18 protein-coding genes are annotated in these 24,895 nt (G+C 59.5%); 9 read left to right on the top strand and 9 right to left on the bottom strand.

Going from position 1 to position 24,895, the window contains the following annotated elements:
- Nucleotides 1-101 precede the first annotated feature (101 nt).
- The 4 genes from CRO62_RS20905 (at nt 102) to CRO62_RS20885 (ending at nt 4,514) form a co-directional block, all read left to right on the top strand.
- Nucleotides 102-542, top strand: a complete 441-nt coding sequence (locus tag CRO62_RS20905) for an NUDIX hydrolase (RefSeq protein ID WP_179784588.1) — start codon at nt 102-104, stop codon at nt 540-542.
- Nucleotides 543-703: 161 nt separating this feature from the next.
- Nucleotides 704-2,209, top strand: coding sequence for an inorganic phosphate transporter (locus CRO62_RS20895; protein ID WP_097101608.1), 1,506 nt, complete (start codon nt 704-706; stop codon nt 2,207-2,209).
- Nucleotides 2,210-2,229: 20 nt separating this feature from the next.
- Nucleotides 2,230-2,967, top strand: a complete 738-nt coding sequence (locus CRO62_RS20890) for a 16S rRNA (uracil(1498)-N(3))-methyltransferase (RefSeq protein ID WP_179784587.1) — start codon at nt 2,230-2,232, stop codon at nt 2,965-2,967.
- Between the two features lie 173 nt (nt 2,968-3,140).
- Complete coding sequence (locus CRO62_RS20885) at nt 3,141-4,514, top strand: glutamate--cysteine ligase (protein WP_097101606.1); 1,374 nt, start codon at nt 3,141-3,143, stop codon at nt 4,512-4,514.
- A gap of 207 nt (nt 4,515-4,721) precedes the next feature.
- Here the strand turns inward: CRO62_RS20885 and CRO62_RS20880 are convergent, their stop codons facing one another.
- Nucleotides 4,722-5,015 carry a DUF1127 domain-containing protein gene (locus tag CRO62_RS20880; RefSeq protein WP_097101604.1) on the bottom strand — a complete coding sequence of 98 codons (294 nt, stop codon included), beginning with the start codon at nt 5,013-5,015 and terminating at the stop codon, nt 4,722-4,724.
- Between the two features lie 203 nt (nt 5,016-5,218).
- Here CRO62_RS20880 and CRO62_RS20875 point away from each other — a divergent pair, with 203 nt between their 5' ends.
- Nucleotides 5,219-6,169, top strand: a complete 951-nt coding sequence (locus tag CRO62_RS20875; protein WP_003515204.1) for a LysR substrate-binding domain-containing protein — start codon at nt 5,219-5,221, stop codon at nt 6,167-6,169.
- A gap of 80 nt (nt 6,170-6,249) precedes the next feature.
- On the opposite strand, the gene CRO62_RS20870 is transcribed toward CRO62_RS20875, so the two are convergent.
- Nucleotides 6,250-8,688: a DUF1217 domain-containing protein gene (locus CRO62_RS20870; protein WP_097103175.1), complete on the bottom strand. Its 2,439-nt coding sequence runs from the start codon at nt 8,686-8,688 to the stop codon at nt 6,250-6,252.
- Nucleotides 8,689-9,054: 366 nt separating this feature from the next.
- Here CRO62_RS20870 and CRO62_RS20865 point away from each other — a divergent pair, with 366 nt between their 5' ends.
- Entirely contained in the window at nt 9,055-9,621 is a 567-nt protein-coding gene (locus CRO62_RS20865; protein ID WP_097101602.1) for a DUF6101 family protein, read from the top strand.
- Nucleotides 9,622-9,698: 77 nt separating this feature from the next.
- On the opposite strand, the gene ubiA is transcribed toward CRO62_RS20865, so the two are convergent.
- The 4 genes from ubiA to CRO62_RS20845 all read right to left on the bottom strand — a co-directional run bounded on the left by ubiA (nt 9,699) and on the right by CRO62_RS20845 (nt 15,601).
- A complete protein-coding gene (gene ubiA / locus CRO62_RS20860) occupies nt 9,699-10,652 on the bottom strand; it encodes a 4-hydroxybenzoate octaprenyltransferase (protein WP_097101600.1) in 954 nt (317 codons plus the stop codon).
- Between the two features lie 120 nt (nt 10,653-10,772).
- On the bottom strand, nt 10,773-11,573 hold the full coding sequence (locus tag CRO62_RS20855) for a MipA/OmpV family protein (RefSeq protein ID WP_097101598.1): 801 nt from the start codon (nt 11,571-11,573) through the stop codon (nt 10,773-10,775).
- A gap of 279 nt (nt 11,574-11,852) precedes the next feature.
- A complete protein-coding gene (locus CRO62_RS20850) occupies nt 11,853-13,109 on the bottom strand; it encodes an SAM-dependent methyltransferase (RefSeq protein ID WP_097101596.1) in 1,257 nt (418 codons plus the stop codon).
- Nucleotides 13,110-13,276: 167 nt separating this feature from the next.
- Nucleotides 13,277-15,601 carry a Tex family protein gene (locus tag CRO62_RS20845; protein WP_097101594.1) on the bottom strand — a complete coding sequence of 775 codons (2,325 nt, stop codon included), beginning with the start codon at nt 15,599-15,601 and terminating at the stop codon, nt 13,277-13,279.
- A 201-nt stretch (nt 15,602-15,802) separates the two neighbouring features.
- Here CRO62_RS20845 and purD point away from each other — a divergent pair, with 201 nt between their 5' ends.
- The 3 genes from purD to CRO62_RS20830 all read left to right on the top strand — a co-directional run bounded on the left by purD (nt 15,803) and on the right by CRO62_RS20830 (nt 19,896).
- On the top strand, nt 15,803-17,074 hold the full coding sequence (gene purD / locus CRO62_RS20840; RefSeq protein ID WP_097101592.1) for a phosphoribosylamine--glycine ligase: 1,272 nt from the start codon (nt 15,803-15,805) through the stop codon (nt 17,072-17,074).
- Nucleotides 17,075-17,231: 157 nt separating this feature from the next.
- Nucleotides 17,232-17,744, top strand: a complete 513-nt coding sequence (locus CRO62_RS20835; RefSeq protein WP_097103174.1) for a plant virulence effector HPE1-like domain-containing protein — start codon at nt 17,232-17,234, stop codon at nt 17,742-17,744.
- A 328-nt stretch (nt 17,745-18,072) separates the two neighbouring features.
- The gene (locus CRO62_RS20830; protein ID WP_097101590.1) at nt 18,073-19,896 is read left to right on the top strand and encodes a methyl-accepting chemotaxis protein; all 1,824 of its coding nucleotides are present in this window, start codon (nt 18,073-18,075) and stop codon (nt 19,894-19,896) included.
- 59 nt (nt 19,897-19,955) lie between these two features.
- On the opposite strand, the gene CRO62_RS20825 is transcribed toward CRO62_RS20830, so the two are convergent.
- The 3 genes from CRO62_RS20825 to CRO62_RS20810 all read right to left on the bottom strand — a co-directional run bounded on the left by CRO62_RS20825 (nt 19,956) and on the right by CRO62_RS20810 (nt 24,872).
- Nucleotides 19,956-20,450, bottom strand: a complete 495-nt coding sequence (locus tag CRO62_RS20825; RefSeq protein WP_097101588.1) for a DUF523 domain-containing protein — start codon at nt 20,448-20,450, stop codon at nt 19,956-19,958.
- 232 nt (nt 20,451-20,682) lie between these two features.
- Nucleotides 20,683-22,836, bottom strand: a complete 2,154-nt coding sequence (gene glyS / locus CRO62_RS20815; RefSeq protein ID WP_097101583.1) for a glycine--tRNA ligase subunit beta — start codon at nt 22,834-22,836, stop codon at nt 20,683-20,685.
- Between the two features lie 98 nt (nt 22,837-22,934).
- Nucleotides 22,935-24,872 (bottom strand): DUF2207 domain-containing protein, encoded by a 1,938-nt coding sequence (locus CRO62_RS20810; RefSeq protein ID WP_097101581.1) that lies wholly within the window; start codon nt 24,870-24,872, stop codon nt 22,935-22,937.
- Nucleotides 24,873-24,895: the final 23 nt, after the last annotated feature.

Here is a 24,895-nt window from a genome sequence, read left to right as displayed (position 1 = left end):
GGGACATAAAGGATATCTATATTAGCAGTTACGACTAACAGGCGAAGAAGGATCCACACGGATTGAAGATTTTGAATCGATTGGCGACAGATGTAGGCTTGATGTTGCGCAGACCGCCGCGACAGCAATATGCAGCGCTGTGCTATCGATCGTCCAAAAAACATCATGAGCCGGAAGTCCTTTTGCTGACAAGCAGGGATACGGGGCGCTGGGTCATTCCCAAAGGCTGGCCCATGGCCAACAAGAAGGCGCATGCCGTTGCCGAACAGGAAGCCTACGAGGAAGCCGGTGTCAAAGGCAGGGTGGATAAGGCCCCCTTCGGCTTTTATGAGTATGAGAAAAAGCTGAACAGCGGCATCAATGTGCTGTGCAAGGTTCAGGTACATCTGCTCGAAGTGGCGGAGCTGCAGGACAGCTTTCCCGAAAAGGATTCCAGACGGCTTGAATGGGTCACTCCCGAAGAGGCCGCCAAACGGGTCAACGAGCCGAAACTGAAAGCGCTCATGCTCACTTTCGACAAGCGGATGGCGCTTTCGAAATAGCGTCCACGCCCGAATAGTGGCAATCTGCAGTTTGTTTTTCCAACATGGCTTTTACTGTCTTTCATTTTGGAAAGATGTGCGAGATGTAACAGTCTTTCTGTAAATTGCCTTCAGCCCGCGACATTGCCGGACGAATGGGAATGCTGGCGAACGAGGTCTGAATGGCAATAAAGCCGCCACCGAACATGAAGCCGACGCTCGACAAGGATCTCGAAAAGATCACCCGTGTCGAAGAGGCGACGCTGCACGTCACGCAGCAGCTTGCCGGCCTTGGTGCGGGGGTGATGTTCGTTGTTCTGGCGGCGATATTTGCCGGCGCCTTCGTCACGGGCACGGCAGGCGCCGTCATCATCATCGCAGCCGTTGCCATCGGCGCCTATATGGCAATCAACATCGGCGCGAACGACGTGACGAACAATGTCGGCCCGGCGGTCGGCGCCAAGGCGATGCCGCTTGCAGCGGCACTCATCATCGCCGCCATATGCGAGATCGCGGGTGCCTTGATCACCGGCGGCAACGTCGTCGAGACCATTTCCAGCGGCATCATCAACATCCAGACCATTCCCGACCGCACCGTGTTTTCCTGGGCGATGTTGTCGGCCCTTCTCGCCGCCGGCCTTCTCGTCAACATCTCGACCTGGACGAAAGCGCCGATTTCCACCACCCACACGGTGGTTGGCGGCGTTGCGGGGGCTGGAATGGCGGCCTATGGCATCCGGGCAGTCGACTGGCTGTCGCTTGGCAGCATCGCCTTTGCCTGGGTTCTTGCGCCCTTTATAAGCGCGGCCATCGCCATCGCCCTCCTTGCTTTCATCAAGGAGTTCATCATCTACCGCGACGACAAGATCGACGCCGCGAAGCGTTGGGTTCCTGTTCTGATCGGCATCATGACCGGGGTCTTCACCGCTTATCTCATCTGGGTGGGGCTGAGGCAGATCGTCCATGTCTCGCTTGGCCATGCAAGCGGCATCGGACTTTTGACCGGCCTCGTCGCCTGGCGGCTGTGCGTGCCGATCATCCGCAAACAATCGGTGGGATTGGAAAACCGCAACCAGTCGCTTCGAACGCTGTTCCAGTGGCCGCTCGTTCTTGCGGCCGGCCTCATGTCCTTCGCGCATGGGGCAAATGACGTTTCGAACGCCATCGGCCCGGTGGTGGCAATCGTACGGGCGCTGCACGACGAGGCGGTGGAGACGTCCGCCCGCGCGCCGCTCTGGGTGATGCTGGTCGGCGCATTCGGGCTTTCCTGCGGTATTCTTCTCTATGGCCCGCGCCTCATCCGCCTTGTCGGTGAACAGATCACCAAGCTCAACCCGATGCGCGCTTTCTGCGTTTCCGTGGCTACGGCTCTGACGGTTCTCGTCGCCTCACGCTTCGGCCTGCCGGTCAGCACCACCCATACGGCGATCGGCGCCGTGTTCGGCGTCGGCTTCTTCCGCGAATGGTACACGCAGGCGTCTCGACGGCGGCAGGAACTCGTCCAGGCCGGCACCAGTCAAATCCGCCGGGCCGATCGATATCTGGACAATCCTTCCGAGATACGCCGCCGTTATCTCGTCCGGCGATCCCACTTCATGACCATCATCGCCGCCTGGCTGGTGACCGTTCCCGCAAGTGCTACGCTTGCAGCACTGTTATATTGGCTTATGTCCTTCCTCTTTCTCTGACGCTGAAACCGAAAAGTCCCATGCGCGCAAATTTCCGGATGCAACGCCTGTTCGTCGAAACCCCGCTTGTTGCGGGCGCGGCGCAGGAAGCGACGACCGAACAGTTCAATTATCTCGCCAATGTGCTGCGCATGACCGACGGCGCGGAAATCCTGCTGTTTAACGGCCGCGACGGGGAATGGAAGGCGAGACTCTCCTTTCCGAGCCGCAAGAAGATCACCCTCATCCCTCTGGAACAGACACGGCCCCAGCCGCCGGCATCGGATCTGCACTACCTGTTTGCGCCGCTGAAAGTCGGACGCATGGATTATCTGGTGCAGAAGGCGGTCGAGATGGGGGCCGGTCTTTTGCAGCCGGTGATGACGCAGCATGTGCAGGGCAAGATCCACAATACCGAAAAGCTGCGCGCCAATGCCATCGAGGCCGCCGAGCAATGCGGCATCCTGTCGTTGCCTGACGTGGCCGAGCCGGTGAAACTGAAAGACATGCTCGAGACCTGGCCCCAGGATCGACGGATCATCTATTGCGACGAGGGCGATGCAGGGCAAAATCCGCTGCCTGTCCTGCAATCCATCAAGGAACGCAAAATCGCTCTTCTGGTCGGCCCGGAAGGCGGGTTTTCCGAAGAGGAAAGAGAGCTGATGCGCAGCCTTGCCTTCGTCACCCCCATCCCGCTGGGGCCGCGTATCCTCCGGGCCGATACGGCTGCGGTCGCAGCCCTTGCGGTCATTCAGGCATCGATCGGCGACTGGAATTGACCTATCTGGCACATGTCGTTATCGCAAAACCGCTGCACAGTTTTACGCGACATGCGCTGAACCATTGCGCTTCATGCATCTTTAAAAGAAATTCATTTGCCTCCGGATACGATCCGGCTCTATTTGCCACACATATGCCTCGCCGCAACAGAGACGTCATAACAAGGTAAGCCATGGCACGCGATACGACCGACCAGACACCCCTCTCCTCCGTCACGGAGCTTACAGATTATCTGGCCGGCGGTTGCAGAGCTGAAGCCGACTTCCGCATCGGCACCGAGCACGAGAAATTCGCCTTTTTCCGCGAGGGCAACCGGCCGGTTCCCTATTTCGGCGAGGCCAGCATTTCCGCTCTGCTGAAGGGCATGCAGGAAAAGCTCGGCTGGGAGCCGATCATGGATGGTGAAAACATCATCGGGCTTGGCGAACAGCACGGGATGGGCGCCATTTCCATCGAGCCGGGCGGCCAGTTCGAACTATCAGGTGCCCCGCTCGAGAACCTGCATCAGACCTGCAAGGAATCCAACCAGCATCTGGCGACCCTGCGCGAAGTGGCGGAGCCGATGGGCATCCGTTTTCTCGGCATTGGCGGCAGCCCGCTGTGGAGCTATGACGAAACACCGCGCATGCCGAAATCGCGCTACGCGATCATGACGCGCTACATGCCGAAGGTCGGGACCAAGGGTCTCGACATGATGTACCGTACCTGCACCATTCAGGTTAACCTCGACTTCTCTTCCGAAGCGGATATGCGCCAGAAGATGCGCGTTTCCATGAAGCTCCAGTCGCTGGCAACCGCACTGTTTGCTTCCTCGCCCTTTACCGAAGGCAAGCCGAACGGCCTGCTTTCCTGGCGCGGCGATATCTGGCGCGATACCGACAATCGCCGCTCCGGCGTGCTGCCCTTCACCTTCAATGACGATTTCGGCTTCAAGGATTATGTCGAATGGGCGCTGGATGTGCCGATGTATTTCATCGTGCGCGACGGCAAGTATCACGATTGCACCCATGTCACCTTCCGCCAGTTCATGAACGGGGCTCTGAAGGGTGAAATCGCCGAATGGGAACCGACCATGGGTGACTGGACGAACCATCTCTCCACGTTGTTCCCCGATGTGCGCCTGAAGCGCTTTCTGGAAATGCGTGGTGCCGATGGCGGCCCATGGAGACGCATCTGCGCCCTGCCCGCTTTCTGGGTCGGCCTTCTCTATAATCAGGAAGCGCTTGACGCAGCCGATGCGCTGACAGCCGGCTGGAGTTTCGACGAGGTCATCGCCCTTCGCAATACCGTTCCGGCCAAGGGGCTGGCCGCGGAGATCGCCGGCAAGCCGCTTCTCGGTTTCGCCCGCGAGGTGCTCGACATTTCCCGCACCGGCCTCAAGAACCGCAACCGGCTGAACAGCGAAGGCCAGGACGAAACCGTGTTCCTGTCATCGCTGGACGAAGTCCTTGCCAAGAAGACCACGCTCGCCGAAGACCTGCTTGCGCTCTATAACGGCCGCTGGGGTGGATCGGTGCTGCCAGTATTCGATGAATATCAGTATTAAAGCATTCCGCTGAAACTGCGCAACGGCTTTACGTCCGGACAATGCGCAAAACAGGCAACGCGTTGCCATAAAAAAACCCGGTGCGGCCGAGGGGCCTGACACCGGGCAAAGGCAGGGTTATTGGCAAATCACCCTGCGGGGAAAACCTTATCGGTTCGCGAGCAATCCCGACGTCTGGAGGTACGCCGGAATTGCACGAACACAAGCCTAGAGCGTCTTGAACCGCGTGACTGAGCGCGTGCGTGCGGCGCGCGTCAGATGGGCGGTCGGATCTTCGAGCAAGCCGGTATTGAGCGCGTTGGTCACATCCGAGCGCGCCAGCCCGATATCGGCGAGCAGGCGATCGTCAAGCTCCGTGAGACCATTTGCGACGATACGATTGTAGATGCGCTGCACAAACGTTTTCACGGTGGAAGCAACACCGAAAGCGATGCGACGCAGGGTGTCGCTCTGCCGGCCGGTTGCGAATTCCAGTTCCATTTTCCGTTCTGCCGTGCGCATAACAATGATCCTTCCGTAACGGCACGATGTGGCACCGCTCCCGACGCACCGTGCGCGGGAAGCTGCCTTGGGTTGGGGGCCTGACGATGGTCCGCCCCGGGGTTGAGATTGATTTGCTAGGTGTCAAAATGTCGCAAGACTATTGATCAGTCCAACGAATGTTTCTAATGTGAGACATCAATCATTCTGATGGATGAGTATCAATGTCCGCACCTCTCGACATAGACCAGCTGCACACCTTCATCGCCATTGTCGATACCGGCAGCTTTACCAAGGCCGCTGAGCGCGTTTTCAAGACGCAATCCGCCGTATCCATGCAGATGCGGCGGCTTGAGGAGCGGATCGGCAAACAGCTCTTTGCAAAGGACGGGCGCGGCAACCGCCTGACGGCCGAGGGCGAGAAACTGATGAATTATGCCCGCCGCATCATTCGCCTCAACAACGAGGCGATTGCGGCCTTCGATGACAACAGGCTCGAGGGCACGTTGCGCATCGGCACCCCGGATGACTATGCCGACCGCTACATGCCAGAGATCATCGGGCGTTTCGCCAAGACGCATCCGAATGTCGAGCTTTACATCGTCTGCGAACCTTCGGTGAGCCTTGCCGAAAAAATGGCACGCGGCGAGCTGGATATAGCGCTCGTCACCCACAATCCCCGCGCCCGCTCCTCCGATGTCGTGCGCACCGAGCCGCTCTGCTGGGTCACCTCCGCGAACCATCCGCTGAAGGATGATGCGCCAGTGCCGCTGGCTGTCGGCCGGCGCGACTGTCACTGGCGCCAACTTGCCTGCTCGGCGCTCGATGCCGACGGGCGGGATTATCAGGTGCTGTTCACCAGCTGGTCTTCCACCGTGGTTGCCGCCGCCGTACTGGCAGGCATGGCGGTCTCCGTGCTGCCGGAATCGGCGCTGCGTACCGGCATGAAGGTTTTGACCGCCTCGGACGGTTTCCCACCGCTGCCGCCGGTCCAGATCGGCCTGATGAAACGGCCCGGCCTGTCGCCCTCGCTGGTGAACGCCATTACAGACCACATCACCGCCTGCCTCGACAACATCTCTCCGATGAACGTCGCCGATGAGCTGGATAACGATGTGAAGACCTACCCGAAGATGCCGCGCCTGCGCGCCGGGCACATGCTGCCGGGCTGGTGAATGGGTCCGCAAATGCGGGCGTGTGAGACGCCTTAACCAGGTAAGCTCGGCCTTTCCATCGTCCGTCTTCGCGTTGCAGCCTACCGTGCACGCAGCGATGCGACAGCCAGCAGCGTGTCGCCGCTGATGCCCACCGAGCCGCTGCCGTTGAACAGCATCATGATCGGGTTGGTGGTGTTCTGCTTGTCGTCGTACATGATGGTAAAACGGGCGATCAGCTTCTTGACCTTATCGGGGTCCTGAAAGTCCTCGATGTCGAAATATTTCTTCATCATCGCCACCTGCGTATCGACCCCGGCATTGCCGAGTTCATCGGGAATGCCGAAGGTGGTCGTGATGAAGTTCTGGATCGCGGTGTCGGCGAGAATGGAGTAATAGGACGTTGTTCCCGCCGCCATTCGCTTGAAATAGAGCGCCAGACGCACGCCCGCATTTTCTTCACCCGCCTGCGTCTCCAGCGTCTGCGTCAGATAATTGTCCAGCGTCTCGTAGAGGCCGCGGCGCGTCTGGATGGAGCTGCGATCCTCGCGCAGGATATTACCGTCCGTATCGAAATTGAACGCGGTGACGAGACGGCGAAAAGCCGGGTCCATCTCCTTGTTGAGATAGCTGTCCTTGTCATCCAGATTGGACGTGAACATTTTTTGCAGCTGGTCCTTGGTGACCTTCGTGGGGTCGATGCCAAGCGATTCCATCGCGAATTTCGTCAGGCGATCATTCCCCAGAAAATCCTTGAGCGTCTTGACCTTCTGTAGCTCCGAACGGAAAAATTCCGCCTCCTTCTTTGCGGCTTCCTTTTCCTGGTCGGTTCCGAAGGCTGATTTCTTCTTGATGTAGTCGACCGACATGCTCTGGATTTCAAGTTCGGACTGCGCAAGTACCGGAGAGCCTGGCGATCCGTCAGACTTGAAGTTGAAGAGTTCCGCGAGTTTGACGTAACGATCGTCTTTCAGCGCATAAACGTAGCTCTTCTTGTCCAGCAGGTCGCTGGTCAGGGCTCTACGAACGTCCGCAATATTCACCTTCGTCGGATCGAGGCCGACCGCCTTGAGCGCATAGGTGTAAACCGCGCTGCTTTCCAGGAAGTCCGCAACGGATTTGACGTTGGCAATATCGCTCTTGAACAGCTTCAAAGCGTTTTCGTCAGCGGCTTCGTCCTTGTCGTTATAATGGTTCATGTACCCATTGGTCGTGGTAACGGTCTGGGTCGTCGTCTGCGGTGCCGTACCGTCCGGCAGCGTTCCATCCGCCTTGAAATTGAACGCTTCACGCAGTGCGATGTAACGTTTATCGCCATTGCCGAACTTGGCGATATAGTTGTTGGGATCGCTGAGATCGCTGGTCAAAATGTTCTCGATCGTCGCATTGACTATGGTCAAGTCATTCAGGTCGAATGCGACCTTGATGTAATTCACCAGACGCGGGTCTGCCATCAACTCATCGACGGTCTTGATCGAACCGATCTTCGATTCGAAATAATCCCTGTTCAAGGTGGCAACGGTCGGGGTCACACGCGGGGCACTGCCGACATAGGCCTGGGTCAGGATCTTGACGTTGTCGGCGGTCTGCGCCTGGCCGGCCACAACGGTACCGTCATTGGCAAATTCGAAAGCCTGGGCCATCTGCGCCATCGTATTATATTGCGAGACGGTGTTGGAGAGCTGGGTCTGCTCCGCCGTTATGGAGGCAAGGGTCGCCGCCCACTGGTCCTTCGGCGGCAGTACGCCCTCAAGCTGGGTGAGCTGATCCTGCCGGGTGGTTTTCTCTGTTTCAAGGGCGGTTCGCTGCTCGGCGGTCAGCGTGGTATCAGCCAGCGCGGTATCGATGGCCGTTATCCGATCCGTCACATCCCCATGCAACTCGATATTGCCCTTGGTCGTAAGCTTTTCCACGGCAGCGGAATAGGCCGCGCCGAACTTCTGGTTCAGATAGCTGTTCGGGTCATCGATATCGCTCGTCATCAATCCCTTGATGTGGGAATAGCTGTAGGTCTTCTCATCAATGCTGAAGACCTCGAAGATGTAGGCGCGGGTTCTATCGTTCTGAAGCAGCTGGTCCACGTTCGTGACCGTTCCGATGATCGCCTTATAATAACGGGTTTCTTCGGACAGGCTGTCATCGAGGTTGGTGATCGAGGTGTCATAAAGCCCGATCATGTTGTCGAGCTGCGCCTCCGTCTGCACCGTGGTGGTGGACTGCGTGAAGTTGAAGGATGCGGCAAATTCGCGGTAACGTTCATCGGTCAGCTTGTTGGCGAAACTGTTCTGGTCGTTCAGGTCGCTTTCCAGCACCTTCTTCATGAAGGCCTTGGCATAGGTCATCTCGCCGAGACCGAAGGCATCCATGGCATAGGAATAGAGCTGGTAGTTATTGAGGAACTCGTCGACGCTTTTTACATTGCCGATGTTTTCCTTGTAATATTTCGTCTGCCGCTCGACGATCCCCTGCTGCGACACGCGTGAAATGCTTGCCTTCATATCGCGGTTGATGAGGTCGTAACTCAGAAAAGTCGATACCATGCGAATGCCCCCTGGAGCGCCGCGCATCACGCTGGATACGGCCCGCTCCGGTTTTGAATTCGCCCACCACACCTCCATCCGGACGCACGGCAGGCCTTGGCGCGACTGTGCATGACGCGCCTTGCCCGGAGCTTGAAAGAGCACAGTTTCGGGACTGAGAAAAATCGCATTGTCTCAATCGGCTTTACCTCAGCGAAACCATGCCACGGTGGGTTTTGCTAACCATTTGGGAATGCAAAGTTTTCTTAACCGCGATTTTTAAGCAGTCTCGAACATGCGGCGGATATTCTCCTGACATCAGAGGACGAAAAGTCCCGATGAGAAGACCGGAAACCGGCTCTCAGGTAAAACAAGGGTAGAATAAACATGACCAAGACCGTTCTGAAGCCCGACTGGGCCGTCGCCACACTCAGACTCGACCCGGCACGTTTTCCGCAACAGGTCACCTATGGCAGGGGCAATGGCGCAACCGATGTTGCCGTCACGCTCGATGAACGGGGCGCCGTTCTGCGAAAGGTCCTGTCCTCTTCCGGCCTGCCTTTGTCCTTCGCCCTGCCAGCCCGCGCTTTCAAGGGCGTTGCCGCCCGCGCCATCGACCATGGTGATGGACAGGTGACGGTGACGCTGGAGCTTCACCACGACGATCCGGAACTTTGCGTTCCGCTTCTCGTCGCCCATGATCTTTGCGACATCGCCGCCGACTGGCGCAGCTGGTCCGAAGCCTACCGCATTCCGATGCTGATGGTGGAGGCCGATGGCGTCGCCCGTCCGCTGGAAGAACATCTCGGCAAGGTGCGCACGAAAAACACCCGCCCGCGCCGCCGCCACTCCTATTTCGCGGAGCGCCGCCCGCGCTTTCTCGTTCGCCGCTCCACCGGTTCTCTCGGCATGAGCATGAAGATCGAGGGCAAGGAAATCATCGCCCGCAGCTGATAATCTTCAGTCAAAACAATAGAAAGCCCGGCGCGGATATCGCGGCCGGGCTTTTTGCATCTTGCCTTTCAACAACCTCACGCCAACAGAAGCGGCAGAATGAGACCGGCGAAAATCAGCACGCCGACACGGTTGTTGGATTTAAACAGCACGAGGCATTGCGCCACGTCGTCGATATCGAGCACCCAGACCTGCCGGAAAAGCATGATGGCGGCGGCGGCAAGGCCGCTATAGGCGATCAGGTTAACGCCCGCTCCCCAGAAGGACAGGGCGATCATGACGAGGGCTGTGCCATAAAGAAAAACCAGCCAGCGATGTGTGTTGTCTCCAAACAGCAGCGCGGTTGAACCGATGCCCACAGCCGTGTCGTCTTCCTTGTCCTGATGGGCATAGATTGTATCATAACCGATCGTCCAGGCGATGGAGCCGACATAAAGCAGGACAGCAGGCCAGGCGATAGACCCGAACTGCCCGGCCCAGCCCATGAGCGCACCCCAGGAAAAGGCAAGGCCGAGAAAAAATTGCGGCCAGTTGGTGAAGCGCTTGGCGAAGGGATAGATTGCCACGAAGACCAGCGAGAATATGCCGGTGGCAATCGCAAATCCGTTGAACTGCAACAGCACCACGAGTCCGGCGAGCGCCTGCAACACGATGAAGACCTTTGCCTGCGCCCTGCTCACTCGACCGGACGGCAGCGGCCGCGAGCGCGTGCGCGCCACGGCCATGTCGATCTTGTGGTCCGCAAGATCGTTATAGGTGCAGCCCGCGCCGCGCATCGCCACCGATCCGATGAAAAACAGCGCCAGATGCCAGATCAGCGTGCCCCAGGAAAAACCGCCGCCTGCTACCGCGGCATTGGCCGCAAGTGCTGCGGACCAGAAACACGGCCACATCAGCAATTGCCAGCCGATGGGGCGGTCCCATCTTGCCAGCTGCGCATAGGGCCAGAGGGGTCTCGGCAAAATCCGATAGACCCAGTTGTTGGATGGTGCGTCGGAGACGCGGTCTGACAAATCGCTGTGGTGAACCATGGGGATGGTTCTACAGCATCGGCGGGCGAATCGGAATCGATTTCAGCACTTGGCCGTAAACACAAAAAAGCCCCGCAACGCTTTCGCGGCGGGGCTTGGGGTGGCCATATTCGCCTCGCCTCAGGGCAGCGTAAAGCCGAATTTGTAGCTTGCCTGGACGCCGATGACGAACTGGTTCTTGGAGCCGCGTTCACGCACGAGCGAGCTGTCGGCAGCGTCGCCCGTCAGGCGGCGATATTCGGCGAATGAACCGACTTCAGCGGCTTCCGTGACTTTCCAGGTGATAGCGGCGCCGACGCCGGCGGAATGCAGGCCGCCGCCGGGGCTGTAGGGCGATGGCGCGCCGGCCGCTGTCTGCGCGGCGCTTACGCCGTAATAGCGTTCATTGTATTTGCTGCTGACCCATGTGGCGCGCGGACCGGCGGAAATCTGGATACCGGGGGCGATATCGGTGAAGACGTCGGCCGAGAGGTCGGCGACCACGCCGCTATGGCTGCGGATGCCCTGCCGGGCTTCGCCGCGAATACGCAGCCAGTCGGTGGGATAAGCCTCGGCGAAACCGCCAAGCTCGCCGCCGCGCTTGATGCGGGTCATGCCTTTCAGATCGGCCGAATCCTTCTGGTCACGCGGAGACACCAGCTTTCCCGCAAGACCCATGCTGATCGGGCCATTGTCCAGCAGCGAGATCGAGGCGCTGTCGTTGCGCGACGTGAAACGCGCGCCCTGACCCTGACGGCCGAGAGAAATGATGGGCGAAAATCCGAATTCGTTCTTGTTGTCGCCCTGATATTTCGGCGCAGAAAAACCCGAACCGCCGAGCTTCAAATACCAGTCGCCGGAAAACCAGCCATCGGCATGGGCGTTACCGACGGCAAAAAGCGATAAAACACAAGCGGCGACGGCCGCTGATGGCTTGAACATGAAAATAACCCCAGGAAACGCAATACAAACAGGTAAGCGTAGAATTAGAGGGATTCCGTTTCCATTCCATTAACCAGCGCGGGAAGAAATGCGCCTCCTGCGTTGGGGGTGGCGACAAGGCCTCAAAACCTCACCTCCGTCATGCTCGGGCTTGTCCCGAGCATCTGCAACCGCCCGATTTTACGCGACGTGGGTGGATCCTCGGGACAAGCCCGAGGATGACGTCGAATCTGCGGAGACATTTGTCGGCAATCTGTAAGAGCGCCGTTCGCGCGCTCGTCAGAACATAACCTTCTCAAGCGGCGGCCGTGTCTTTTCGAACTCCAGAAGCCTCTCCTCGTTGCGGTTGATATAATCGCGATTATGCGGAACGGCGTCGCGATCCTTGGCGAGCTGAATCTGGAAAATATGGAAATTTTCGTGGGTGAAGGCCATTTCGGACCCCGCCAGATAAAATTCCCACATGCGGAAGAAACGTTCGTCATAAAGTGCTACCGCCTCTGCCTTGCGCGCCACGAAACGTTCGCGCCAATGCCGCAGCGTATGCGCATAATGCATGGGCAGGATTTCGATATCCTTCACCAGCAGCCCCGACCTCTGGATGGCCGGCAGCACCTCGGCAAGCGAGGGGATGTAACCACCGGGGAAAATATATTTTTCGATGAAGGGATTGGTCGCCAGTGCCGGACTGGGCTGGCCGATGGAATGCAGCACCATCACGCCCTTGTCGTCCAGAACCTCCGCCACCTTGTCGAAATAATCGCGGTAATGGGTCGGCCCGACATGTTCGAACATGCCGACCGAGACGATACGGTCGAATTTCTTTGAGGCAGGCAGGTAACGGTAGTCCTGCAATTCGAAACGAACATTGCCGGCAAGCCCACGTTTTGCTGCGCGGTCGCGGGAAACGCGCAGTTGCTCCTCGCTGAGCGTGATGCCGGTCACATCGGCACCTGCACTTTCGGCAATATACATCGCCATGCCGCCCCAGCCGGATCCGATCTCCAGTACGCTCTGGCCCGGCTCCGTCATCAGCTTGGCGGCGATGTGGCGCTTCTTGGCGACCTGCGCCTCATAAAGACTGATGCCCGGCGGATTGAAATAGGCGCAGGAATATTGCCAGTCCTCATCAAGGAAGATGTCGAACAGCTTGGCGCTCAGATCATAGTGATGGGCGACGTTGCTCTTGTTGTGGTTTACCGGCAGATGCATCCTGATGCGGGCGGCGATGATGCGGGCCATACCACGCCACACCATGCCGAAGGACAGCGCCTCGCTTAGCGTGTTGCTTTTAACAAGCGCCAGAAAGTCGTAGATGTCGCCCTCGACGAGCTGCATACGGCCTTCCATATAGATCTCGGCGAGTTTCAGCGCAGGATCGGCAGCGATCTCCTGCATGGCAGCTTCGTCGGTGAAATTCAGAACCACCCTTGTTCCGGTACCGTCACCAAATGTACGGCTACCACCCGGGCTATTGACGACAAGATTACCGTTCTTGATTATCTTTTCGAGAAGAACATGCAGAGACGACGCCATGGCACCCCCAATTGCTAAGTCTCACTTATCAATTTTTCTGACCGTATTCCTTTCGGCACAAGTTTCAAGATAGTCTTATTTCAAAAAAATTGAACGATTTCATCAAGCAAAAAGCCCCACCGGGGTTTCCGGCAGGGCTTTTCCATAGAAATCATTTCAACCGGAGGTCAGCGTCGCTTCATCGCTTCGGCCAGAGCCGCGGCAAGAGCCCCACCGGATTGCGACCCTTCGTTGTGTCCCTGCGGTTTGGAATTCGCATGGCGCATGGCGCCCGCATTGCCCTTTTCGCGCATTGGCTGGGGTGCCGCCTCGCCACCGTCCTTGCGCATGGTGAGGGCAATACGCTTGCGCTTCACATCCACCTCCACGACACGGACCTTGACGACATCACCCGCTTTCACGACCTCATGCGGGTCTTTCACGAAACGGTCGGCCAGCTGCGAGACATGCACGAGCCCGTCCTGATGCACACCGATATCCACGAAAGCGCCGAAGGCGGCGACATTGGTGACGGTACCTTCCAGCAACATGCCCGGTTTCAGATCGGTGATCTCGTCCACGCCATCGGCAAAGGTCGCCGTCTTGAAGCTCGGACGCGGGTCTCGGCCGGGCTTTTCCAGTTCGGCGATGATGTCCTTGACGGTGGGCAGGCCGAATTGCTCGTCAATGAAGCGCTTCGGATCCAGCCCCTTCAGCGTGGCGCTGTCACCCATCAGCGTGCGCAGGTCGCGACCGCAGGCGGCAACGATCTTTTTCGCAACGCCATAAGCTTCGGGGTGCACGGAGGACGAATCCAGTGGTTCCTTGCCGTTGGGAATACGTAGAAAGCCGGCGCATTGCTCGAAGGTGCGCTGGCCAAGGCGCGGCACCTTCAACAGCTCCTTGCGGCTGGCAAAGGGGCCGGTCTGGTCACGGTGCGCGACGATGGCGTCGGCAATCGAAGCACCGAGGCCGGAAACCCGCGCCAGAAGCGGCGAGGAGGCGGTATTGAGATCGACACCGACGGCATTCACCGCATCTTCCACGACCGCGTCGAGTGAACGGCTGAGACGGCCCTGATCGACATCGTGCTGATACTGCCCGACGCCGATGGATTTCGGCTCGATCTTCACCAGTTCGGCCAGCGGGTCCTGAAGGCGGCGGGCGATGGATACCGCGCCACGCAGGGACACGTCGAGATTGGGGAATTCCGCCGCCGCCCGTTCCGACGCGGAATAGACCGACGCGCCCGCCTCCGAAACGATGACCTTGGTGGGCTTTGCGCCGGAAGCCGAAGCCGGCATCTGTGTCAGCAGATCGGCGACCAGCTTTTCCGTCTCACGGCTGCCCGTGCCGTTGCCGATGGCGATCAGCTCGACATTGTGCTTGCGGATGAGCATGGCGAGTTCCGCCTGCGCGCCGCGCACGTCGTTCCTTGGCTGGAAGGGATAGACCGTCTTGGTGTCGAGCAGCTTGCCGGTGCCATCCACCACGGCCACCTTGACGCCGGTGCGGATGCCCGGATCGAGCCCCATGGTGGCGCGTGAGCCCGCCGGTGCGGCCAGCAGCAAATCCTTCAGATTGCGGGCGAAGACATTGATCGCCTCTTCTTCCGCACGTTCGCGCAATTCGCGCATCAGATCGAGCGAAAGCGACATGGAGAGCTTCACGCGCCAGGTCCAGCCTGCCACTTCCATCAACCATTGATCGGCGGGGCCGGCATTGCGGATATCGAAGGCGGCCGCGACGGTGCGCTGCGCCGGCTTGACCGGAGAGGGATCATCCGCATCGACATCGATGGTCAGCGTCAGAATTTCCTCGTTCCAGCCACGCAGCATGGCCAGCGCGCGGTGTCCCGGCACCGTCGCCCAGCGCTCGAAATGATCGAAATAATCGGAGAATTTTTCGCCTGCCGCCTGTTTGCCGTCGACCACCTTGGCGCGGAAAATGGCGTTCTGGCGCATATAGTCGCGCAGGCGTCCAAGAAGATCGGCGTTTTCCGTCATGGTTTCCGCCACGATGTCGCGCGCGCCTTCAAGCGCTGCCTTCACATCCGCCACCTCGCCCTGCACATAGGCCTCGCCAAGCTTTGCCGGATCAGCTGCGCGGTTTGCCCAGATCGCTTCGGCCAGCGGACCGAGACCGCGCTCGCGGGCGATTTCGGCGCGGGTGCGGCGCTTCGGCTTGTAGGGCAGATAAAGGTCTTCCAGCTCCGCCTTGGTGCCCGCCTGCATGATCTTGACCATCAGGGCATCCGTCATCTTGCCCTGACCGTTGATGGTATCCACAATGGAGGCGCGGCGCGCATTGAGTTCACGCAGATAGACGAGGCGTTCGGCAAGCGTTCGAAGCTGGGTGTCATCCAGCCCTCCCGTCGCTTCCTTGCGGTAACGGGCGATGAAGGGCACGGTCGCTCCCTCGTCCAGCAACGCCACTGCCGCCTTCACCTGATCGGCGCGGGCGTTGATTTCGGAGGCGATGAGCGTGGCGAGGCGGGCATTATCTGCGGTCATGGGGTTCTCTGATGTCACATCTGGAGCGGCGAACATAATGTCTGATTGTGGCGTGACAACAAGAGGCGGCAACGATTCCACAGGAAAGGCTGAGTTCGAGGGAAAGACGGGCATTTGCGGCGCTTTCTCCTTGACCTTTCGCCCCCCTGCCCTTAACGCCCCTCAAACAAGGTTACAGGCGAATTTGCAGGGGTGTTGACCATGAAAGTTCTGTTGATCGGTTCCGGCGGACGCGAACATGCGCTGGCGTGGAAAATCGCCCAGTCTCCCCTGCTCGATGAACTTTATGCCGCTCCCGGCAATCCCGGCATCGCCGACCATGCGACACTCGTTTCGCTTGACGTGGAAGACCACGCCGCCGTTATCGCCTTTGCCAGGGAAAAGGCGATCGACTTCGTCGTCGTCGGACCGGAAGCGCCGCTGGTTGCGGGTCTGGCGGATGATCTGCGTGCGGCTGGTATTGCCACCTTCGGGCCTTCGAAAGCAGCCGCTCAGCTTGAGGGTTCCAAGGGGTTCACGAAGGATCTATGCGCCCGTTACGATATTCCGACCGGGGCTTATCAGCGTTTCAAGACCGCCGAACCTGCCAAGCAATATGTCCGTGAACAGGGCGCCCCCATCGTCATCAAGGCCGACGGGCTTGCCGCCGGCAAGGGCGTAACGGTTGCCATGAGCGAGGCGGAAGCACTTGCCGCCATCGACGACTGTTTCGACGGCGCTTTTGGCGCTGCCGGCGCCGAGGTTGTGGTGGAAGCTTTCCTCGACGGTGAGGAAGCCAGTTTCTTCTGCCTTTCCGATGGCAAAACCGCGCTAGCGTTGGCAACAGCCCAGGACCACAAGCGCGTGGGTGATGGCGACACCGGCCCCAACACCGGCGGCATGGGCGCCTATTCCCCCGCCCCGGTGATGACACCAGCCATGGTGGAGCGCACCATGAAAGAAATCATCGAACCGACGATTTCTGGCATGGCGAAAGACGGCAATCCCTTCTCCGGCGTATTTTTCGCCGGTCTGATGATCACCGCCAAAGGCCCCGAGCTGATCGAATACAATGTGCGTTTCGGCGATCCGGAATGTCAGGTGCTGATGATGCGCCTCAAGAGCGACCTGCTGCCGATCCTCCACGCCACTGCCACCGGCACGCTGGACAAGGTGGAAGCGGAATGGCGCGACGATGCGGCGCTGACCGTTGTTCTAGCTTCCAAGGGTTATCCCGGTGCCTACGACAAGAACACGCCGATCGCCCATATTCCCGATGCCAGCGAAGAGGCAAAGGTGTTCCACGCCGGGACGGCGCTGAAGGACGGCAGACTGGTGGCGACGGGCGGACGCGTGCTGAACGTCACCGCCTTTGGCAAGAACGTGACGGAAGCGCAGGCGCGCGCCTATGCGCTGGCGGACAAGGTGGAATGGGAAAACGGCTTCTGCCGTCGCGATATCGGCTGGCAGGCCGTGGCGCGCGAAAAAGTCTGACCATTTAAGGCATACAGCGGCCCGAGCGGAGATTTCGCTCAATTTTTACCAAGTTTGCTGACCTGATGGAAACGAAAGACCGATAATATCGGCCGAACATTGAAGGGCGCATTCTGTCTCGATCGTGAGGCTGCGCCGTCATTTCGGGGGTTTTTCGATGCGTCGTCTTCTTTTGACAGCGGTTGTCGCGCTGACCGGCGGGTCGGCGATGGCGTCTTCCATCGAATATGTAAACGGCACCCACACCAGCAATGGCAGCTTCGTTCGTCTCGATTGCGCCGGCTGCCAGCCCGTGAAGGATAAAGCTGCCCCCGAGGGCTTTACCATCCCCTCCATCGAGCCAGGCACGCAGCACACGGAAATGCGTGAAATCGAGGGTAAGCGCACGCTGGTGCGCACCGAGGCCTGGCTTGGCGGCGCGCCCGTCACCTTCGTGAGCACCAATCCCGCGTGGATGCCGCAGGAAACCCCTGGCACCGCAATTGCGACCTATGATGAGGGTGAAGCTGGCACTCCCCCCCAGGAAACGGCAGCCACGCCCGCAGGCATAGACATGACGGCGACCACGGCAGCGACGAAGACAATTTCGGCGGCCAATGCCACGGCACCGTCAAGCGCATCAGTAATAGCGACACCCGATTTCCAGGATTTCAAATTGCGCGGCAATTGACCGACAGTGTCGGCGCCGTCTTTGATGACAAAAGTCAAATAATCGCGTCATCGCTGCATTTTTCAAAGTTCACGGCAACTATACGGTGAATATTAAATTCTTCATCCATTATTCTGCCAAGCAGGCTCATAAAGCTTTTGCTAATTAAATATTTATTCAAATTTTTCGCCGCTAAGTGACCTCATAGTGCGATGCAGCACGACATGAGGGCTTGGAGCGGACCTTCGCTTTTCAGGCTGATCACAGCGCATCAGGCGCCTTCCCATTTTCGAAACTTCGGCAGCGCGCGGCTTTTTCCGGCTCGCGACGCAAAAGCTTGTGAGCGCCCATGAAGAATCTTTCCATTTCCCGTCAGCTGATCGTGCTCGTGGTGGCCCTTATGGCCGCCTTCGCAGCAGCAACGTTTTACCAGCTGAAATCCGCCACCGACGCGATCTATGAAGAACGCTACGGCATGCTGCGGACACAGGTGCAATCCGCCATTTCCATCCTGCAATCCTTCCACGACAAGGAAAAGGCCGGGACGCTTTCACGCGAAGATGCCATGAAGCAGGCCTTCGCCACCGTCAGCGCCATGCGGTTCACCCCGGATGGCTATCTGTTCGGTTACGACTACGACGTGACGATGAAATTCCATCCCGACGCGAAGCGTGTCGGCGAGAACTACAAGGGCAAGCCGGACAGCAAGGGCTTCCAGTATCGTGACGAGCTCGTACGGCTTGGCCGCAACGGCGGCGGCCAGACGGATTTCTACGGTCCGAAGCCCGGCATGGAAGGCAATGATTACGCCAAAAGCTCCTACGCCCTTGCCTTCGAGCCTTGGCAGGTGGTGGTCGTGACCGGCGTTTACATCGATGATCTGAATGCCCAGGTCCGTGGCGAGGTGATGAGGGCGCTGTCCATCGGTGCCGCCATCTTCGTGCTGGCACTTGCCGCCGCCTTCTACGTCATCCGGGGCATCTCGAAGCCGCTCGGCGACATTCACCGGGCGCTGGGTGAAGTCGCCAATGAGAACGTCTCGCTCACCATTCCCCATACCGGGCTGACAAACGAGGTGGGCATGATGGCGAAGGCCACGGCCTCGCTTCAGGACAAGGTGCGGGAGCGCCATGCCATGCAGCGCCGGGAAGAAGAACAGCAGCAGCAGCTCAACGCCGAGCGCCAGAACAACCTCGACATGCAGCGCGACGAGGCCGCATTGCAGGCGCGTGTCGTCACCACCATTGGCGAGGCGCTGGAAAAACTCGCCGGCGGTGATCTGACCGTGCGTTGCGCCGATCTCGGCAACCGTTACGCCGCGCTGCGCGACAATTTCAACGAGGCATTGACCCATCTCGACGCCGCCATGGCCAAGGTTAATTCCAAGAGCATCGATATCGGCGGCTCGAAGGAAGAAATCCGCAAGGCCTCCAACGAGCTTTCGCAGCGCACCGAACGGCAGGCGGCAAATCTCGAGGAAACCTCTGCCGCGCTCGACGAATTGACGGTTGCGGTGCGCCAGACGGCCGAAGGCGCAGCCGACGCTGCCAAGCGCGTCACGACAGTCAGTTCCGAAGCGATGCGCAGCGATCGGGTGGTGGAAGAAGCGATTGCGGCGATGAGCGGCATCGAACAATCTTCCGATCAGATTTCGAACATCATCGGTGTGATCGACGATATCGCTTTCCAGACCAATCTTCTGGCACTGAATGCGGGTGTGGAAGCGGCGCGCGCCGGGGAAGCGGGCAAGGGCTTTGCCGTGGTGGCACAGGAAGTGCGCGAACTGGCGCAGAAATCCGCCGCCGCCGCCAAGGAGATCAAGGACCAGATCGCCCGCTCTTCCAACCAGGTGGAAAACGGCGTGCGTCTCGTCGGCGAAGCCGGTGACGCGCTGAAACGCATCTCGGACCAGATCAAATCCGCCAACGAGATCGTCGGCAAGATCGCCCATTCAGCGGCCGAACAGGACACGACGCTGCGCTCGATCTCCACATCGCTCAACCAGCTCGACGTCGCCACCCAGCACAATGCGGCCATGGCAGAAGAGACCACGGCTTCGGCCGAAGCGCTGGCCGTCGATACCGAAGAGCTGCTGAACCTCATCCGCGGCTTCCGCGTCTCCTCCAGCCACCAGCTTCACGGTATGGCAGAGCAGATGCGCATGGCGGGGTGATAGACGCTGAGGTGATGGATAAACGAAAACGCCGGAGGAAACTCCGGCGTTTTTTTGTTTCAACGTGTCAGAGTATCGAGCTGGTCGATATCAGCAGGCGAAAAGACCGCAATTCCCGCTCTTTCAAGCAGCGCCGCCGTCACGCCATTGCCCGCATGTTTGATGCCGGAGAACGAGCCGTCATAGATCGCGACCGATCCGCAGGACGGGCTGCCGTCGATCAACAGCGCGTGCGTGCAGCCATTGGCTTCCGCAAGGGCCAACGCCTTTTCCGCACCGGCAATAAATTCCGCCGTGACATCGCCGCCGCTTACTTCCAGCACCCGGGCGCGGCCTTCCAGCACATCGAGACCGGAAGCTCCCTTCTCGATCTCTGCCGGCGGGCGCGGCACGGACATGCCACCCGCCATTTCCGGACAGATCGCCACCAGCCTGCCTTCATCCCGCCAGCGGTCTATCGCCGGGTGGACGAGAGGTTTGCCCTTGCCGTCATATCTGACCGGCTGGCCGAGAAGGCAGGCGCTGATGAGGATTTTGGGGGGCGTGTGAGTCATTGCAAAACGAGCCGGGCAAGCGTGGAAGCAGAAATACCCCCCTCTGCCCTGCCGGGCATCTCCCCCACAAGGGGGGAGATCGGCAAGCGGGACACTCCCCGCCAAATCCTTAACTTTGAGGACGATCGAACGGTCGCAACGATTCGATCTCCCCCCTTGTGGGGGAGATGTCCGGCAGGACAGAGGGGGGTGAAACCCAGCATTCTGCAATGCCCGTTTACCCCCAAACCCCTCACCCCGTGATCTTCGAGAAATCCGCAACCGTACCGGTCGCTTCGCGGATAGCCTTCAGCAGTGCCAGACGGTTGGCGCGGATGGCCGCATCTTCGTCATTCACGAGAACATCCTCGAAAAACTTGTCGACGGGCGCGCGAAGCGTCGAAAGCGCCTGCATGGCGGAGCGGAAATCTTCCGTCTCGACGGCCTTTGCGGCATCGGCGGAAGCGGTCTTGATCGCCGCGTAAAGCGCCTCTTCGGCGTCGAGCTTCAGTAGTTCTTCTGAAACGCCATCGGCAACCACGGTGGCCTTCTTTTCCTCTGCGGCCAGAAGCTGGGTGGCGCGCTTTGCACCGGCCAGCAGGTTCCGGCCATCTTCGCCGGTGATGAAGGCGGTCAGCGCCTCGACACGGCGGGCGATCATCAGCAGGTCGTCGGATTCCGGTGTCAGGACTGCATCGATCAGATCATAGCGGGCGCCAAGATCGCGCAGATAGACCTTCAGGCGGTCGTGGAAGAAGGAGAGGAGGTCAGTATCCTTCGCGACGCTCAAGAGCGGCAGGCGCACGTTCTTTTCAAGCAGAATGCGAACCACGCCCAGCGCCGCACGGCGAAGCGCGAAGGGGTCCTTCGAACCGGTCGGCTTCTCATCGATGGCCCAGAAGCCGACGAGCGTGTCGAGTTTGTCGGCGAGAGCAACCGTGATCGCAACCTTGTCGGCTGGCAGGCGGTCGGAGGGACCCTGCGGCTTGTAGTGATCCTCGATCGCCGCGGCGACACTTTCGTTTTCGCCCTGCAAGGTTGCGTATTTTCGGCCCATCAGGCCCTGAAGCTCGGGGAATTCGCCGACGGCTTCGGTGCGCAGGTCGGCTTTCGCCAGCACCACGGCGCGGTCCACCAGAGCAGCATCGGCACCGACGACGGGGGCCAGAGCCTTGGCCAGTTCGCGAATGCGGGCCACACGCTGCCCTTGAGTGCCGAGCTTGGCATGGAAGGTAACGTTCAGCGCATCGAGCTTCGCCATGCGCTGGTCGAGCGGCTTCTTGAGATCGAGGCCAAATTTCGCAGCCGAATCCTTCAGCGTCTCCAGATCAGGCAGATCGCCCTGGTCACGGTTCCAGAAATGGCGGGCATCCGACAGGCGGGCGCGGACGACCTTGCCGTTGCCATGGATGATTTCCTTGCCGCCGTCGCTTGCCTCGATGTTCGAGATCAGGATGAAGCGGTTGGAAAGACCCTCTTCCGCACCCTGATTACGGGTGACGAAACACTTCTGGTTGGTCTTGATGGTCAGCCGGATGATTTCCGCCGGAATCTGCAGATAATCCTCCTCGAAAGTGCCCATCAGCACCTGCGGCCATTCAACGAGGCCGGAGACTTCTTCCAGCAGGCCTTCGTCTTCCACCAGCTCAAGGCCGTTGGCAAATGCCAGATCCTTGGCATCGTGCAGGATGATATCCTTGCGGCGGTCGGCATCGAGAATGACCTTCGCCTTTTCAAGGCTGGAGACATAATCCTCGAAACGGCGCACGGTGATCGGACCCGGCGCATGGAAACGGTGGCCATAGGTGACGTTGCCAGCGACGATGCCGTCGATGACAAAGGGAATGACCTGGGTTTCGTCATGTTCGGGGCCGAACAGGCAGACGATGGATTGCAGCGGGCGCACCCAGCGCAGGCTCTCCGAGCCCTTGCCTTCAATGCCGGCATAGCTCGAGCCCTTCGGCATGGAAGCCGGGCCGGAGCGCATGGATTTCGGCCAGGGGAAGGAGCGGATGATGCCGGGCATCACCTCGGCGATGATCTCTTCCGCCGGGCGGCCGGGCTTGTTGATGATGGCGATGTAGAAATCGCCTTTCTTCGGATCGGAAACGACCTGAGCCTCGGAGACATCATTAAGGCCAGCGCCGCGCAGAAAGCCCTCAATCGCCTTTTCATTGGCATCGGTGCGCGGACCCTTTTTTTCTTCCCTGACATCGGCGGAGCGGGCATTGAGGCCGCGAATATCCAGCGTCAGGCGGCGCGGCGTCCAATATTCGCGCGCACCCTCATAGGTCAGCCCTCTCTCCACCAAGGCGTCAGTGACGAGTTTCTTCAGATCGCCCGCCGCCTTGCGCTGCATGCGTGCGGGGATTTCCTCGGAGCGAAGTTCAAGCAGAAGATCGGGCATGGGATAAGGACTTTAATCTGTTGCAAAAGAGTGTCGCGGACTTAGCAAGACCAGCGGCAAAAGTCATCAGCTATCGGTTAAATTACCGTCGGTCGACGTTACCAACCGCCGCCACCACCGCCGCCGCCGCCCGAACCGGAAGAACCACCGCCACCGCCACCTGAAAAGCTGGAGGAAGATGAGCTGACAGGCTGGGGAATGGTGGAAGCGATTGTATTCGCCATGGAAGTGGAGAACCCGCCAATCCGGTCTCCGAAGCTGCCGTAATTGCTGCCCAAATACCAGCCGGGCGCATAACTTGCCGCGGCAGCACCGGCAGCAGCCGTGGCAAGCCAGGTCTCGAAGGTGCGGCTCCAGGGTTTTTCCACGCCGAGCGCGACCGCATAGGGCAGCAATGTCTCAAAATGCTGCGGCGACATGGCGGGAGCATCCGCCATGTTCATCCGGTCCTTTTCCGCCAGCGTCAAATACGTTCTGAGTCCTTCGATGCCGTCCATCAGCTTGCGGCCGAGCGGCGTCGGCGCACCCATCAGAAACAGGAACAGCGCATTGGTAAGCACGATGCCGCCGATGGCGGCCAGCGCCAGCGACTTGGTGTCATGTGTCACATCCAGCAGGATCTGCGTGGCGATGCCGCCAATGGCCGAAAACGCCACAAAACCGGCAAAGGCCAGCATGACGATGCCGCCGATGCGCTTGCGCAGCGGTGCACCGCGCGAGAACTGCCGGCCGATGCCGATCGACAGGATGCTGAAGAAGAAGGCGAAAAACCCGAAGACCAGCACGGCGGCAATGGCGCTTTCATCGAGATCACCGAACACCAGTGTCGCGACGATGATGGCGACGCTGAAGAAGATGCCGAAAACGATGTAACCGGCATTGCTGCGGTAATATTTGCCGCGGTGCTCTTTCTCTATCGCCGCGCGGAACTGCGTTCCGACCTTTTCGACTTCCGCACCGTGGGCCTTGTCGATGGTGAGCGTCTCGCCCGGACCACCGATGGAGGACAACAGCGTCTTCTGCCCGCTCGGCAACTCCGCCCCAGCCTGCTTTTGCGTGCGGCGGATGACGATGGAGTTCTTCAGATCCTCCAGAACGACATAACCCTTGACCGCCAGATCAAGTGCCGAGGCGGACAGCGCTGTCCAGCCTGCGCCGGAAAAACCCCTGTTATCAACGTAATTGACCAGAGCCGGCGAAAGCCCCTCCGGCGCATCCCAGCGCGGCACGACTATGCCCCTGGCCGGATCACGGCCGACCGCGAACCATGCTCGCAGATAATAGAGCAGCACTGCGAAAAGCCCGCCGCCCGAAAGCAGGATGGCAAGATTGTCACGTAGCCACCAACCTGCCTCCTGCGAGGAGTCGGGGGCGGCAATGGCGCCCTTCGGCAACTTCACGGCAACTGTCATGCCCTCGCCCACTGAAAACGGGCGGGTAGAGGCAAAAAACACCTCGTTGCCTTCGCTCAAAATGCGCGCATCTTTGCCCGTGGCACCGAGTGGACCGGTGAAAACGGCAGTATCGGTGGCCTTCACGCCCTGTGGGAAAGTGATGGTGGCGGAAATCTCACCCATCGGAAACTGCCAGCCATTGCCGGTGACGTTCCAGGTGAGTTCGTCATAATCGCTGAAATAACGGATCTGCCGGGCGGTGGTGTAGGTGATCTGGAAGATATGTTCGCCGGTCGGCAGAAAACGGTCGGCGCTGCCGGTATAGATGCGGATGCCGCCATCGATATTCTCGGTGCGCCAGTTCTCCGGCGCGCCATCCCGCTCCACGGAAACGACGTTAAAATCCACCTTGGTGCGGCGGTTATTCGCATCCAGCGCATAAAGCGGGAAATCGCGGAAGATGCCGCGCTTGATGTTCTGGCCTTCGGCACGGGCGGTGATGGTTTCCGTCACCGTCAGTTCGCCACTCTTCGCAACCTCGACGACGGAATGATAGGAGCGGATGAATTCTTCCGCAAAGGCCGGGCAGGCCGCGCCCAGGAAGACAAGCAGCGCGAGAAGTCTTGCGGCGATGGTCTTCACGGGGCGGTCTCCTCCAGCCGGTT

The organism is Rhizobium sp. AN6A (assembly GCF_900215635.1).
Taxonomy (GTDB): Bacteria; Pseudomonadota; Alphaproteobacteria; order Rhizobiales; family Rhizobiaceae; genus Agrobacterium; species Agrobacterium tumefaciens.
The sequence above is the reverse complement of the archived record's forward strand: the minus strand, read 5'-3'. Positions and strand labels throughout refer to the sequence as shown.